Below are 16,156 nucleotides of genomic sequence, written 5' to 3'. Positions count from 1 at the left end.
TATTTTTATTATACAAAAGTAAAATGAAAAAAGAATTTGTAGCTTAAGAACTACTTAAGATATGCTTATTGGAAACTTAAGAATATGGTAGTTCCAATATTTTCCTGACTTGAAATTTTGATTTCAATGTTTAGCAAGTCACATAGTCTTTTTACAATTGATAAACCTAATCCAGTTCCTTTAATTTCAATATGTTCATTTGATTTTGAACGATAAAATTGATCAAAAACCTTGAGTAAATCCTCAGAAGGAATTCCTATACCAAAATCGGTAATTTGGCATTCAACTTTACCGTAATTATCTGAAATATTGATTTTTAAATTTGTATTCTCCTTTGAATACTTTAAAGCATTTGAAATCAAATTATTAATGATAATTGATACTAGATAATCATCACTTTTTATATAATAATCTTTTTCAAAATTAGATGAAACATGAATGTTTTTAGATTGTATTTTACTCGAATATCGCGAAATTGTATCTAAGATTATTCCATTTAAATAGACGTTTTCAATTTTTAAACTTTGTCTTTGGTTTTCAAATCGAGCCAATAATAACAGTTGATCTACTATACTATTCAAACGATCGACTTCGTTAACGCAAAAATTAATTTTATCCTCATATTCCTCATGATTTCGAGGTTTTCTAATCAAAACTTCTAGAGTTCCTTTAATTATTGTCAATGGAGTTCTTAATTCATGGGAAGCATCTGATGTAAATTGTTTTTCTCTTTCAATTGTATTTTCAATTCTATCTAACAAATTATTGATGGTTTCCGAAAGAATATAAAGTTCATCTTTATTTTGTGGTAAAGGAATCCTGGATTTCAAATTGTCTTTTGTAATAACATTTGAAGTTTCAATAATAGAATTTATCGGCTTTATACTTCTTCCAGCTATAAATCGGGCAATAATGAAAAGTAAAATTAGAATTATTGGATACGAAATTAAAAGTGTGTTTGATAGGTTTTTGAGTACCATTTGAGCATCTTCAAGTGACATTGCAATGACTAAATACCCTTTTTTCTTTGAATTCTGATAAATTGGAACTTGTATTTGACGAATTGACTTGTTTACTAATTTCGTGTCAAAAAACTGATTATCAGGTGCTTTTTTACTAAATTTTAAAGATTTAATTTTTAAATTCGGTGATTTTTCTCCAATTAATCCGTGCTTGTCATAAAACTGAACAAAAACAGGATTTATAGCAATTGTATTGTGTTCTCTTTCAAGCCATTCATGATCATGAGTAAGACCTATGTGATCATTTATGATTTCAATTTCAGTTAAATGTTTTCTTACTTCGCTTTTAATATCATTATTAATATGACTGTAAACACTATATTTTACAATAGAAAATATCCCAAAAAACACTACAAAAATTAATAATGCTGTAGTTATAATATAGTTAAAAGCGATTCTGTTTTTGAAAGAAAGTGTTCCCATTTGTATTAATCATTAGCAATATATCCAACTCCGCGTATGGTTTTTATAAAATCTTCTTCAATTTTTAAATTTAGCTTTTTGCGAATGGAATTCATAAAAACATCAATTACTCCCGTATCATATTCAAAATGAATATCCCATACATCTTCAATAATCTGGGTTCTGGTACAAACTTTTCCTTTATTTTTTACTAAATAATGCAGCAATTGAAATTCGCGTTGTGTCAAATTAACTTCGTTAGCATTGACTGAAACAAGATGTTTCGCAACATCTATTTTAATTGCACCAAGATTGAGTATTTCTACTTCTTTTTGATTTCTGAAATGAATTTTAATTCGTTCCAAAAGTTCATCGAAACTAAATGGTTTTTTGATATAATCATTTGCTCCAGCTTTTAAACCTTCAATAGTTTCCTGAATGGTATCTTTGGCAGTCAAAAAAAGAATAGGCGTTTCCGTATTTTTCAGTCGAATCGCTTTACATAATTCTAATCCAGTCATTTTTGGAAGCATCCAATCTAATAAAATCAAGTCGAAATTCTCTTTTTGAATTAATTCAAACCCTTTCAAACCATCTGAAACACTTGTAATTCGATATCCTTCCTCCTCCAACCCTTGTTGAAGAAATTGAATAATCCCGATTTCATCTTCTACTATTAAAATGTGCATTTCTTTTTATTTAATTCTATTTGAATATAATCTAAACAGCAAACTATCTAAAGATGCGATTATAATTACAAATTTAGTTTAAAATAAAGGTCAATTTTGTAATCAGATAAACTTCTTAAGCCAAAATTAAGAATGGAATACACCTAGTACTTAATGCTTTTATTGTTTCAAATTACTATTTTTGTAAAAAATAACTCCTAATGACGCTTTCAAAAAAGTTTTCTCCATTTTACAATCTTATGCTTTTTTATATTATTGTAAGCATCGTTTTAAGAATAGTATTGCTATTTCATCCCATTACCCAAAGCTCATTTGGTTTTCTGGATATTATTAAAATATTTGGATTTGGACTAATCTCTGATTTTTTCATTTTTGTATTGGTTAGCGGTTTTTTATGGTTGTATCTTATTTTTATATCCAATTCAAAATACTTAAAACCATATGGTTATCTCTTTTTTGGAGCATTAGTTGCCTTATTGTTGTATGTTTCATTTGGTAACACTATTCTTAATGAATATGGAGGCGCTTTACCAACAATTGGCATTGCTTTTATCGCCATAAAAACTATTTTATTTGGTTTGTTACTTTTTCTTCCAAAATATCGAAACCAAATTAGATTCTGGTTGTTCTCGTTTGTCATTTTCTTGTACGTTGTTTTGATTTTGCAAAATGGAATTAGTGAGTACTTTTTCTGGAATGAATTTGGTGTAAAATACAATTTCATCGCCGTAAATTATTTGGTTTACACCAATGAAGTTATCGGAAATATTATGCAATCTTATCCTGTTATCCCTATATTTAGCGCACTTTTTATTGTTTCAGGTTTAATAACTTACGTGATTGTAAGACGCTCAAAAACGTATATTGAAAGCATTCCAACATTTGTACAAAAAATACAGCTTTCAGGAATTTATCTGGCTTTATTTGGACTTTCTTTAGTAGCAATCCCTTTTTTATCCGCTCAGGAAAATTCTCAAAATATTTTCACTAACGAATTAGAAGCGAATGGAATTTATAAGTTCTTTTTAGCTTTTAAAAACAGTGAATTAGACTATTTTAAATTCTACAAAACACTTCCAGAAAAAGATGCGTACGCTTTATTACAAGAACAAATTCCTGGAATTTCAGGAGAAACTTCTTTAAGAAAAATTCAAAGCGATGCAACTGAAAATCATAAGAATGTAGTATTAATAACTATCGAAAGTTATAGTGCTGATTTTATGAAAATGTACGGAAACGATCAAAATCTTACACCGTTCTTGGATAGTCTAGCTACAAAAAGTTTATTGTTTACGAATCTTTACGCTGTTGGGAATAGAACTGTTCGCGGTCTTGAAGCTGTTACTTTGTGCTTCCCTCCCACTGCTGGCGAAAGTGTAGTAAAAAGAGAAGATAATAAAAACAAATTTTCGACCGGAAACATCTTTAAACAAAAAGGATACAATGTAAAATTCCTTTATGGCGGTGATGCTTTCTTTGATAATATGGAAGATTTCTATACTGGAAACGGTTATGGTATTGTAGATAAAAAAACATTTACTCCTGAAGAAATTACTTTTGCAAATGTTTGGGGCGTTTGTGACGAGGATATGTATAACAAAGCTATCAAGATAATGAATGATGAAGCAAAGGAAAACAAGCCGTTCTTTAATCATATTATGACAGTTAGTAATCACAGACCATTTACGTATCCTAACAATAAAATTGACATTCCCGGAGATGCTAAATCTCGTGACGGTGGCGTAAAATACACTGATTTTGCTATGAAGAAATTCTTCGAAATGGCGAGTAAACAACCTTGGTTTGCGAATACAGTTTTTGTGATTCTGGCAGATCATTGTGCTTCCAGTGCCGGAAAAACCGAACTTCCAGTTGATAAATACAGGATTCCGGCAATGATTTACAGTCCAGAATATGTTCAGCCAAAACATTACACCAATTTGATGTCTCAAATTGATATTATGCCTACATTATTTGGATTGTTGAATTTCAATTATCAAAGTAAATTCTATGGTGAGGACGTTTTAAAATCAGACTATAAACCAAGAGCTTTAATTGCAACATATCAGGATTTAGGATTGATAAAGGATAATGTTTTGACTATTATTTCACCAAAACAACAAGTGAAGCAATTTCAATTGACATTAAAAAAAGATCAAAAAACAGCACCTGATTTTCAAATATATTACGACCAAAATTCGTTGATAAAAGAAAGAACCGATTTAGTAAACCAAACCATTTCTTATTACCAAACGGCTTCTGATATGTTGAAGAAAAAGAAATATCAGAAAATTAATTAGCATAAAAAAACGGGTGAGATTGGTATCTTACCCGTTTTTTATAGTATCAAATTATAGTTTAAAACTATGCTCTTTAGTGCATTTCACTTTAGCTTCTAAAGATTTTTCGCCACGAATTTCACTAATTTACTCGAATTAATTTGTGCTAATTGGTGAAATTCGTGGCTAATATTAGTTTGCAACCATGCAGACTTTCAGTCCAGAGGAGTGGTTTAGTTAAGATTTAAAAATTATTCTTTATCGTTTACTAAACCAAAAAGTACTCCTTTTTTAAATAATTTGGAATCTTGTTTTAACCCTTTTTTATTGCGTTTGGTAAGAGCTTCAGTATCTAAATTACTTAAATCCGGTTTTCCTGCATTTACCCAAGCGGTATACCAAAAACTAGCTGTAGCAGTAATTGCTTTTTTCATTTGATTTTCAACCATACCATTCAACTCTTGATGAAATTTAGTTGCATAATCATCCGAATATAAAACGCCATTGTATTTGTTTTTCACAATATTTCCTGCATCATCAACGACATACATTTTGTTTTCGGGAGTCGTAGTTCTTAATTTTTTATCAGCCGCTAATAAAGGAGCTACTAAGCTATGGGTGTCAAAAATAATATCCCAAGTTGCTTGGTCTACATTTTCAATATATTTTCCTTCATCAGCATTTAGTTTGTAGTTCTTAACAAACAATTCAGGCAAACGGCTTTCCCATAACGAATGAATTCCTTTTTGATTGGTATTTTGACCATCATGGTTATCAGAAGTGTGCAAAGGCATGTGTGCATCTCCTATGTAATGCCCCAGTTCTGCAGCAATAAATAGAATTTCGTTTTTTCTTTTCTCTTTGAACGCTTTCGTTAGTTTGCCCATCATTTCTTGAATGTACCAAGGCAATGTTCCATTTTTTGACAAGAATTTCTCATCGTATTTTTTCTTTGCAGCTTCCATTGTTTTAGGAAAACTGTCAACGCTTCCAAAATTCTCCATGTCAAAATAATGACGAGGTCCTTCGGCTTTATCATTTAAAATAGATTTTCTTAAATCTGGAACTGTGGATTCTTGAGTGATGAAATCGATATGATTGTAGAAAAAAGTTTGCAATGGTTTTGGAAGTGCCATTACTGCGGCTCTATTGATTCGTTCATGGCCAACAACACCCCATGATAACAGCAAAAAAACAATTCCAATTGTAGATAACCCAATAAGTGTAGGTCTAATTTTAAAATTTTTCATTATATTTATTTATTAGTACTGCAAATGTATTTTTTTTAAATATAATTCAATGAAATCTGGTTTAAGATTATGTTAATTTAAAGAAATTAATTGAAATGTTTCGTCACAAAGGAAAAAATAGAACTTTTATTCACAATTTGCGTTTAGCAACCTTGCTGTCCTTCGTGGCTGGGATTGTTAATATTACTGGAGTTTTGGCGGTAAAAACATTGACAACTAATGTCACAGGACACTTTGCCTATTTTGCTGAAGAATTGATGCTTAACAATTATTCAGCCGCAATAACCTATTTTATTTTTACCCTATTTTTCTTGATTGGGGCTTTTACTTCTAACTTTTTATCGGAATTAGTCTCAGGAAAACATCCTGATTTGTCTCACGTTGTACCTATTTCTTTGGAGATTTTAGTTTTAACTGGTATCGCCATTTTTGGAGCTCCATCTGATATTTCTATTTTCGAAGGTAAAACAATCGCTTTTTTTATGCTTTTTGCTATGGGAATTCAAAATTCCCTAGTAACAAAAATATCACAGGCAACAGTCCGAACAACACATTTAACAGGTCTTTTTACCGATTTAGGAATTGAATTGTCTCAATTATTTTTTTATAAAAAAGCAGATGAAGTAACAAAATTGAAAACGAGTATTTATTTGCGTTTTTCAATCATTTCCTTCTTTTTTATTGGTTGTGTTTCCGGAGGATTCATGTATCAAAAAATGGAATTAAAAACACTTCTAATCGCTTCCTTTTTTCTGTTTATTGCTCTTTTTTATGATTATTTGAGACTCACATATTTTGCCATCAAAAGAAAGAAATTTAATCATTAATATTGTTTTAAATAGTGCTTTCTAATTAAAATACATAATGGTTAACAGTGTTCCGATTGCTATAAATATCCAAAGCAAAAGTCCTTGAAACAACGGTTTTACTCCAACTGATTTCAAAATATTCCTGTTCAATCCTGCTCCAATTAAAAATAAAGTTAGTGTGAGTCCAATTTTGGCAATTGAAACCAAATACGGCGCAACAATCGCTGTTTGTGAAACATACGTATTCATGGCCATTGCTAAAATAAATAATCCAATAAAATAGGGAATTTTGATTCTGCTGGATTTGTTTTTGAAAATAAAAGCCATGAGTAAAGCTACCGGAATAATCCATAAGGCTCGTGCTAATTTTATAGTTGTGGCTATTTGCAATGCTTCAGGTCCAAATTTACTCGCCGCACCAACCACGGAACTTGTGTCATGAATGGCAATCGCACACCATAACCCAAACTCTTTTTGTGATAAATCCAACCAATGTCCTACAGCCGGAAATAAAAATAAAGCCACTGAATTTAAGATAAATATCACTCCTAGAGCAATGGAAGTTTGTTTTTCATCTGATTTAATTACTGGAGCAATTGCAGCAATCGCACTTCCACCACAAATAGCAGTTCCGCAAGAAATAAGATGAGAAGTTTTCTTTTCAATTTTCAACCATTTCCCTAGAAAAGTTCCAAAAATTAGAGTACTAAAAATAGATCCAATAGTAAATATAAAACCTTCCTTCCCTGCCGATAAAGCATTGTTAACATTCATTCCAAAACCTAAACCTACCACAGAAACCTGCAATAGAATGTTTGTTGCTTTATGGTTGAGATGTAAAAATGGATGACCGGAAAGATTTGCTACAATCAGTCCTAACAATAAAGCGATTGGTGGTGAAACAACAGAGGTCGAACAAAACAATAGCAATGCAACAAAAATAATTTGTTGTTGTATGGCATTTATTTTAAAAAATAAAGGCGCTTGCTTTAAAATTGCTTTTTGATTTGATTCCATTGTAAAGTAATTGAATTATTACTATACAAAGGTGGATAGATTAATCTGTATTAACCAATTGCAAAAAACAATCTGCTATAACTTTAAATTATAATGATTGGATATGTTTTTTATAAATAATTCTGATAGCGCATCAACTTTTCCTTGTAAAGTAATGATATAAAAAAAGCGTTCAATCACAAAATTATCAATATCAAGAATAACCAATTCGTGATTTTTAAGCTCTTTTTCTATAGCATGAATCGAAATAAAAGCGACACAATCAGAATTCATTAAGTAGGATTTTATACTTTCAGGGCTTCCCAACTGCATTTCAATTTTCAATTGCGAGAGATTAATCCCAAATGGTTTTAACGCGTGTTCAATAACTTCAAGTGTTCCAGAACCCTGTTCCCGAGTTACAAATCGCAGGTCTTTCAAATCCTCTAAAGTAACTTGGTCTTTGTTTTTCAAAGGATTGGTATTGTTGCAAACCAGAACTAATTCGTCTTTCAAAAACTCGGTGTATTTGATAGACTGATTTTTAGATTGTCCTTCTACAATTCCTATTTCAATCTCTTTATTCAGTAATGCTTTTTCAATTTGTTCCGTATTTCCGTTCAGTAAATTTACTTTTATGTCCTGCAATTTTTGATGAAAGCGGGCCAAAACAGGTGGAATTATATATTGAGAAATTGTTGTGCTGGCTCCTAATCGAAGTAATCCTTTTTGCTGATTGATTAGTGCGCTCATGTCAAAATCAATTTCTCTATAGACTTCAAATATATTTTTAGTATGCTTAAGCAATACTTCACCAGCATTGGTAAGGGAAATTTTCGAACCGTTTCTTTCAAAAAGTTTGATTTTATATTGTTCTTCCAGCTCTTGAATATGCTTCGAAATGGCAGGTTGCGTAATGAATAATTCCGTTGCTGCTTTTGTAAAACTCAATCTATTGGCGACAGTAAAAAACACTTTTAATCTAAAATCCATGACTTATATTTTTAAATGGAATTTAAATTTACAACAATCCGTTATATTTTCTAACAAACCATTCGGTTGAAATAAAAATCGAAATTAAAACGAGTAACCAAACCCAATCAATCAAAGGTGTTTTGGTTACATTATTCTTTTGAACAGCTTTGTATTCTTCATTATCCAAAAGTGATTTTATTAATACATCAATTTGATCTGGAAAATAGGCTTTTCCTTGTGTTTGCGTGGCTAATTGTGTCAATTTTTCTACATCTGGATTAACGAATTGTTTTTCGATATCAAAATCCAATATTTCAAAATGATTGGAATAAGTAGTTTTTGAATTCAATTCTTTAACCGAAAAATCATAATTCCCAGCCGTAAGTCCATCAAGACTTACTTGATAGGAATTATTACTTTTTAATAAATCGTAATTTTTAGTTTGTTTGGTTTTAGTATTAGTTACAGCAATTGTCAAACGAGCTTTCTCATCAAACTCATAGTTTTTATTGAAATATTGCGCGGAAATTTCAATTGCTTCTCCTGAATTATAGAAACTTTCATGTTCAACAACCAATGATTTTTTTGAATTATTAGAAGCTAAAAACTGAATAATCTTGTCAATAAATACATCAAACTTTTCAAAAGACTGATTATCAATATGACTTTGTAAACGCCATTTCCAACTATTTTCTCCAAAAAAATAAGCTGCTCTTTTGCCTTGATTTTCAGTAAAAGCCAATAAAGGTGAATTAGTGGCAATATTTCTTATTTTGGAAGAAAGCAATACCGAAACGTTTCCATTTGTAGTTATATTTCCAAAGGGATTTTGCAAAGGAGGGAAATTTTCGAAACCAATATTATCAATTGCAAAGAGATTAAATTCAGAATTAAATTCAGCCAAATAATCTTCTTTTTGACCACTCATTTTGAAAGACAAATTGTCCTGTTGTTGATTCAAAAAATTGAAATCTGTATTGTTCCCCGTAATAATGAATGTGTTGATTCCGGCCAATTTAGCAGTGTCAAAAATAGATTTAAATTCAGCTGTAGGTTGGTATAAAATTAAAACATTATAATCTTGTAATGATTTGATACCATTAGGCTTAATCAAAGTTACTTTACGTTGTGCATTAGTTTCAATTGCATGTTTCAAAGCACCAATATCCGGATGATTTATAGCCGAAATAATGGCGATATTTGTTTTCTGGTCAATCACTTCTACGGCAAAATTCTTGGTATTATTATAGGTGTTTTTTTCTTTTTCTTTAGATGAAATCGTAGCTTTAAAAACTTGTAATCCTACTTTATTAGCAGGTAAAAGTATATTGACAACAGCCGTTTTTTTCGATGGTGAAAATGAAATAGATTGTTTACTAAACACCGAATTCCCTTGCGAAATAATAAAATCAGCAGTTACATTTTTAGTTCCTGAATAGTGCAAAAAGGCTTCTGCCGGAAACTTGTTTTTGTAAAAAGCGTATTTATTGACATTCAGTTGGTCTATTTTAAAATCTAAAAAAGTGGTTGTATCCCCTACAATTAATGGAAATACTTTATTAGCTGCATCAAAACCATAAACATAATCGTTACCTGAAGTTTGATTTCCATCGGTAATAATTACGGTTGGAAAAAAAATGTTTTTATTAATGCTTTTTAGGTTTTTGGCGACGGCATCCAGATTGGTTTGCGTTCCTTTAAAATCAAATTTTTCAGATTGTTGAAATTCACCGTCAAATTGATACGATTGAATATCAAATTTATCTTGTAATGCTGCATTTAAAATCAATTTTTGGTGCAATTCCACTGATTTTTCATTAGCATTCAAGAACGAAATGGAACTGGAATTATCAACAACAATTGCTAACGGTGTTTTTACAATTTCCAGCGTATTTTTAGTTATTATTGGATTAATCAACAGCAATAATATTCCAAAAATGGACATGAAACGCAAAAAAAACAAAAACAAACTAACTGTAGATTTGTTTTTAGCTTTGTATAAATAGTGGTAAAATGACAAACTACCTGCTAATACTAAAGAAAGTATTATTAATAAAATAGTAGTTGTTGTCATTCCTTTTTATTTAAAAATTCAAAGATTAAATGATTTAAAGATTATGAAATTCAACAATAGCTCTTCAGCCCAATTTTTAAATTATTTAATCTTTGAATCTTTAAATTATATTAAGTAAGCATTCCTCCACAAACATTCATAACCTGTCCAGTTACATAAGCGCTCATATCTGATGCAAAGAAAAGACAAGCATTAGCAACATCTTCAGTAGTTCCACCACGTTTCAACGGAATTCCGTCTCTCCATCCTTTCACGACATCTTCATTTAATTTGGCTGTCATTTCAGTTTCTATAAATCCTGGAGCAATTACATTACAACGAATATTACGAGAACCTAATTCTAAAGCTACGGATTTTGAAAAGCCAATAACTCCTGCTTTAGAAGCCGCATAATTGGTTTGACCTGCATTTCCCTTCACTCCTACTACAGAACTCATATTGATTATTGATCCTGAACGTTGTTTTAAGAAAGTTCTTTGAATCGCTTTGGTCATATTAAAAACAGATTTCAAATTAACATCAATTACTTGATCGAAATCTCCTTCAGACATACGCATCAAAAGGTTGTCTTTAGTAATTCCAGCATTGTTTATTAGAATATCAACAGTTCCAAATTCAGCTAAAACCGCATCTACAAATGTTTGTGCTTCATTAAAATCGGCAGCATTTGATTGATATCCTTTAGCTTTAATTCCTAAAGCGTTTAATTCATTTTCAAGAGCCAAAGCTGATTCTACTGATGAACTATAAGTAAATGCAACATTTGCACCGTGTTTTGCAAAAACTTCTGCAATTCCTTTTCCAATTCCGCGGCTTGCACCTGTAATTATGGCAACTTTTCCTTCTAGTAATTTCATGTTCTAAAATTAGTTTAATTTTTATTTGTAGCTATTCCTGCTATTCGTTTCAATCTTTTATGTTTTAAAGAAAAACATAAAAGGATTTCCACTGTTATCAGGGCTATTTTACACCCGTCAAATATAGCAATAATTGTGGTTTGAAAAAAAATTACAAACCCAATAACATTTAAACAGCTATAGTTTTCTGTATTAATTATTTAAAAAATAAAATAAGGCTTATTAATTAATTATTCAATTAGATAAAGTAACATTTGAAACTTAATTTTTAATAATCTTCGTACTTGAAGTCCCTTTATCGGTATTCATTTTCAAGAAATAATTTCCAGTTGTTAGTTTAGAAACATCAATTTTTGAAATGTTTCGTGCATTCGGAACTGCAATAACCAATTGCCCTAAAACATCATAAACAGCTATCGACTCTACTTCAATTGTATTTTTCACATCAACATTCAAAATAGTATTTACAGGATTTGGAAACACATTAAAATAATCAGCAAACTCAAAATCTGAAATCCCTAAAGTTTTGAAAGTGGATGTTGCTTTATTAGTCAGAATCGGGAAATTATAATCGAAATAAATATTCGCTTCATTTGCAAAAGAATCTCCCACAATAAGTGTTGGCAAGGTTTTGATTTTAAAAGCAATGTAACCGTCATTTGTTGCATTATCAAAAGGAAGATTGATGTTTTCAAAGATAAATTCCACTTTGTTACCATCGGATATTCTGGTATTGAATCCATGACTGGCTTTTGTTGGAACTAAAGTTGAAATATCAAATTTTGATAAATCAATCAGGTCTTTCACCACAATATTTTGGGCTGGATAAGTTCCTGTATTTTCAAAACGGATCATATAATGCACATATTCACCTATCAGATTTGGAGTAATGACATCGCCTTCCAAGCAGGTTTTATCATTTGGATCAAAAGAACCCACAACTGTTTGTTTAAAATCAAAAGTGTTATCAATTGGCGTTTCATCAGTTTCTAATGAATTGATTGTTGTGGTATATCCTAAAATATCTCCATTATTTACCGCCGGTATTTCTGCAGGAGTATTCACGTTTAACGTAATAGAAATTTCTCTGGTTTCAAACGGTGCCAAATTTGTGAAATTCCAAGATAAGTTATTCATTGTTTGGCTAAAAGGAACTGGACTTGCTGAAACTAAATCTAAAATGACATCGTTAAAAGTTTGATTTACAGAGCCAGATTGTGTACTATTTCCCTTGTTTTTATAAATGATTTTATAGGCAGCATCAAATCCGGGTCTCGCAGCTTCTAATGGAATTAAAGTAATTTCTAAATCTTTATGAGTAGCAATTGGAGTGATACAAAAGTCCTGAATAAATGGACTCGTTTCTGTTGGAAAACTAACATTTACTGATGTTGGTGAAATTGTAAAATAGTCAAAATTCTCTAATTTTGGAGTAATCGTATACGTACCTTCTTGAACTTTTAGCGCATAATTTCCCGATGAATCGGATATTACAGTTCCTGTTGTAATTCCATCAGTAATAGTAAATTTAATATTTACAGCTGCAATATCTGATGCGTCACAACCATTATTATCACTATCCAATCGATTATTACCTTGGATAGTATAAAAAGCACCTCCGGGTATAAAAGAGCAATAGGAGTTTACTACGCAATTTGTATACCCATTTTGGGTTATTAAATTCTGAACCTGTGTTATTTGATTTTCATCAACACAAATGTATTTCAAATTGGGTGTATTAGATAAATATAAGCTTGTTTCATTACTTCCGTTTTTCAAATAAACAGATGCCATTAAAGGATTATTATTACAATTTAATGTTGTAAGTTTTTTTAAATCACTTGTGTCCAATGAAGAAAAATTGTTATCATTACAATCAATACCTTGGATATTTGTCAATCCAGTTAAATTTAATGAATTAATCATATTTCCATCACAACGCAAAATTCTAAGATCTTTTAAACTGCTTAAATCAATATTTGTCAATTTATTATCCGAACATTCGAGAAACTCAATTTTTGTCAATCCGGTTAGATTTAAATTGGCTAATTGATTTCCTCTGCACATTAGATATTTTAATTTTATTAATTGACTAACATCTAAATTAGTTATAGCTGTATTGCCACAATCTAAATAATTTAGGTTGGTCATTCTTGAAACATCTAAATTTATAGCATTATTAGTGAAGGCTAAAATACCAAGATTAGTAGTTGATCCTGTCAAATCTAAAGTAGTCAATTGATTATTGTAACATTCTAATCGATTGAGATTGCTTAATCCAGTAACGGTAATACTTGTCAGCTGATTGTGATAACATATTATTTCTTTAACGCTATTTAATCCTGTTGCATCTAAACCAGTTAATAGATTATTAAAACAATATAAGCTTTGAAGATTAGTTAAACCGGATAAATTTAATGAACTCAGTTTATTATACGAACAAGACAGAATCTCTAGTTTTGAAAAACTATTGGCATTTATTGATGCTAATAAATTATTAGAACAATAGATGCTTTTAAGATTTGACAAATCAGAAAGGTCTAAAGTCACAAGTTGATTATCAGTACAACTCAAAAATAATAGATTTGGTAGATGATTTATATTTAGTGCTGTTAACTGATTAAAATCACAAGCAAAGGTTATCATATTTGCAAAAGAACTCACATCAAATGAAGAAATCTGATTAGTGCTAAAATTCAAATCTTGAAGATTGGTTAAGCCACTAAGATCTAATGCTGTAAGTTGATTATTACTGCAATCCAAGCTTGTGACTTTATCTAAACTGCTTAAATCTAATGAAGAAAGCTTGTTATTTGAACAAGAAATCATTTTAATATTAACAAAGCTTTTAATTCCTTCTATAGAAGAAAGCATCGCATTTTTAAGATCTAAATAACTAACTTGTAAGGCTTCAGACTCCTGAATTTCTCCATCGTCATTAGCATCAATTTTAAAATAGTTATTCAATAAATCTTTTGCAATTTGATTATTAGAATTAGCTTCTAATAATTTCGCTTTGAATTTAAGATCAACAATAGTAATGGTCTGAGCATTAGCTATGGTAAATAGAAAAAAAACCAATAATACAAAGTAATATTTTTTCATTTAATTTTATTTTGAAAGTAAATATATTAAAAACATATTCACAAACCCGATTTTTTCTTACAAAAAAAAGCCTTACCGAAGTAAAGCTTTTAAATAGTATTTTTTTTTTGAAATGTACTAAAAAGCAACATTCCATTTTGGCAATCTTCCATTTTCGTCAAGGAAATTTTGTAAAACCTGCCCTTCTACGAATGTTGGTATTGCTTTCGTTTTATCGTTGAATGTTTCATACCAAACCACTTCAAGTGTACTGATATCTTCGATTTTCATTTGTGCTGGCCAAGAATATTTTCTTCCTGTTTTTGCAAACTGGTGTCCTTCTACAATTTTATCTTTTAAACCACCATTTTTAATTTTCAAAGTTCCGTTATTCTGAACAGTTCCAGTAGAACCAACCATAATTAACTCTTTTTCATCCCCTACTGAATACACTAAAAACACTCCAGATCCTTCTGAAGCATTACATACTTCTTCTAAACTATCGTCTATAGTGAATGAAAACTGATTGCTAACTTTGAATTTTTTTAATTCTTTGTACATAATTATTTTATTTTTATTTGAACTGGCTTCGGCAAAAAAATACCCCACAATATCGTGAGGCCCATTAGAAACCATTCGTTTATGTTTGCTCTTATTAGGATTACATCTGAAAAAACAGATTAATTTAATAAAGTGCAAAGATATTTCTTTAATTCAATTTATAATAAAAAAGCCCCACAAATTGTGGGGCTTTTAAAATATTTAATTTTCGGTTAGATTAACCTAAAACTTCTTTTACTTTTTTACCAATTTCAGCTGGAGAATCCACAACGTGTATTCCACATTCTCTCATAATTTGTTTTTTAGCTTCAGCAGTATCATCAGATCCACCAACGATAGCACCTGCATGTCCCATTGTACGTCCTGGAGGAGCCGTAACTCCTGCAATGAATCCTACAACTGGTTTACGGTTTCCATCTGCTTTAATCCAATGAGCAGCGTCAGCTTCTAATTGCCCACCTATTTCACCTATCATTACGATACATTCTGTTTCTGGGTCATTCATCAATAATTCAACTGCTTCTTTTGTAGTAGTTCCAATGATTGGGTCTCCACCAATACCAATTGCAGTAGTGATTCCTAATCCTTGTTTTACTACTTGGTCAGCTGCTTCGTATGTTAATGTTCCTGATTTAGAAACAATTCCAACAGTTCCTTTTTTGAAAACAAAACCTGGCATAATACCAACTTTAGCTTCTCCTGGAGTAATTATCCCAGGGCAGTTAGGTCCTATTAATCTAGCATTTCTTTCTTTAACATAACTATTTGCTTTTATCATGTCAGCCACGGGAATTCCTTCCGTAATTGCAATAATTACTTTTATTCCTGCATCAGCAGCTTCCATAATTGCATCAGCAGCAAAAGCTGGCGGTACAAAAATGATAGTAGTATCAGCTCCTGCTTGTTCTACAGCATCTTTTACAGTATTAAAAACAGGTCTGTCTAAGTGAGTGGTCCCACCTTTTCCCGGAGTTACACCACCAACAACGTTAGTACCGTACTCAATCATTTGAGAAGCATGGAAAGTTCCTTCGCTTCCTGTAAATCCTTGAACAATTATTTTGGAATCTTTATTAACTAAAACACTCATGATATATATTTTATGTAGTTTTTAAAATTGTGATGCAAAAGTAAGGTTTTGTAAATTATTTTGAAGCC

General features: G+C 30.6%; 12 protein-coding genes. 2 read left to right on the top strand and 10 right to left on the bottom strand.

Going from position 1 to position 16,156, the window contains the following annotated elements; genetic code table 11:
* Positions 1-65: 65 nt before the first annotated feature.
* A complete protein-coding gene (locus ACM55H_RS11360) occupies positions 66-1,445 on the bottom strand; it encodes a sensor histidine kinase (protein ID WP_416836597.1) in 1,380 nt (459 codons plus the stop codon).
* A gap of 5 nt (positions 1,446-1,450) precedes the next feature.
* Entirely contained in the window at positions 1,451-2,113 is a 663-nt protein-coding gene (locus ACM55H_RS11355) for a response regulator transcription factor (RefSeq protein ID WP_416836596.1), read from the bottom strand.
* Between the two features lie 200 nt (positions 2,114-2,313).
* On the opposite strand from ACM55H_RS11355, the gene ACM55H_RS11350 reads away from it, so the two are divergent.
* Positions 2,314-4,413: an LTA synthase family protein gene (locus tag ACM55H_RS11350; RefSeq protein WP_416836595.1), complete on the top strand. Its 2,100-nt coding sequence runs from the start codon at positions 2,314-2,316 to the stop codon at positions 4,411-4,413.
* 230 nt (positions 4,414-4,643) lie between these two features.
* On the opposite strand, the gene ACM55H_RS11345 is transcribed toward ACM55H_RS11350, so the two are convergent.
* Entirely contained in the window at positions 4,644-5,642 is a 999-nt protein-coding gene (locus tag ACM55H_RS11345) for a zinc dependent phospholipase C family protein (RefSeq protein WP_416836594.1), read from the bottom strand.
* Positions 5,643-5,737: 95 nt separating this feature from the next.
* Here ACM55H_RS11345 and ACM55H_RS11340 point away from each other — a divergent pair, with 95 nt between their 5' ends.
* Positions 5,738-6,469 (top strand): YoaK family protein, encoded by a 732-nt coding sequence (locus tag ACM55H_RS11340; protein ID WP_416836593.1) that lies wholly within the window; start codon positions 5,738-5,740, stop codon positions 6,467-6,469.
* 21 nt (positions 6,470-6,490) lie between these two features.
* Here ACM55H_RS11340 and ACM55H_RS11335 read toward each other — a convergent pair whose 3' ends face one another.
* The 7 genes from ACM55H_RS11335 to sucD all read right to left on the bottom strand — a co-directional run bounded on the left by ACM55H_RS11335 (position 6,491) and on the right by sucD (position 16,088).
* Positions 6,491-7,468 carry a YeiH family protein gene (locus tag ACM55H_RS11335; RefSeq protein ID WP_416836592.1) on the bottom strand — a complete coding sequence of 326 codons (978 nt, stop codon included), beginning with the start codon at positions 7,466-7,468 and terminating at the stop codon, positions 6,491-6,493.
* Between the two features lie 75 nt (positions 7,469-7,543).
* Positions 7,544-8,440 (bottom strand): LysR family transcriptional regulator, encoded by an 897-nt coding sequence (locus ACM55H_RS11330; RefSeq protein ID WP_416836591.1) that lies wholly within the window; start codon positions 8,438-8,440, stop codon positions 7,544-7,546.
* A gap of 28 nt (positions 8,441-8,468) precedes the next feature.
* Complete coding sequence (locus ACM55H_RS11325; protein WP_416836590.1) at positions 8,469-10,496, bottom strand: hypothetical protein; 2,028 nt, start codon at positions 10,494-10,496, stop codon at positions 8,469-8,471.
* A gap of 110 nt (positions 10,497-10,606) precedes the next feature.
* Positions 10,607-11,353, bottom strand: coding sequence for a 3-oxoacyl-[acyl-carrier-protein] reductase (gene fabG / locus ACM55H_RS11320; RefSeq protein ID WP_035672321.1), 747 nt, complete (start codon positions 11,351-11,353; stop codon positions 10,607-10,609).
* Positions 11,354-11,614: 261 nt separating this feature from the next.
* Positions 11,615-14,458, bottom strand: a complete 2,844-nt coding sequence (locus tag ACM55H_RS11315) for a DUF7619 domain-containing protein (RefSeq protein WP_416836589.1) — start codon at positions 14,456-14,458, stop codon at positions 11,615-11,617.
* 117 nt (positions 14,459-14,575) lie between these two features.
* Positions 14,576-14,998: a hypothetical protein gene (locus tag ACM55H_RS11310; protein ID WP_314896715.1), complete on the bottom strand. Its 423-nt coding sequence runs from the start codon at positions 14,996-14,998 to the stop codon at positions 14,576-14,578.
* 217 nt (positions 14,999-15,215) lie between these two features.
* Positions 15,216-16,088 (bottom strand): succinate--CoA ligase subunit alpha, encoded by an 873-nt coding sequence (sucD, locus tag ACM55H_RS11305; protein ID WP_035672307.1) that lies wholly within the window; start codon positions 16,086-16,088, stop codon positions 15,216-15,218.
* Positions 16,089-16,156 lie beyond the last annotated feature (68 nt).

The sequence above is a fragment of the Flavobacterium cryoconiti genome (assembly GCF_048158645.1).
GTDB classification, from domain to species: domain Bacteria; phylum Bacteroidota; class Bacteroidia; order Flavobacteriales; family Flavobacteriaceae; genus Flavobacterium; species Flavobacterium cryoconiti.
The sequence above is the reverse complement of the archived record's forward strand: the minus strand, read 5'-3'. Positions and strand labels throughout refer to the sequence as shown.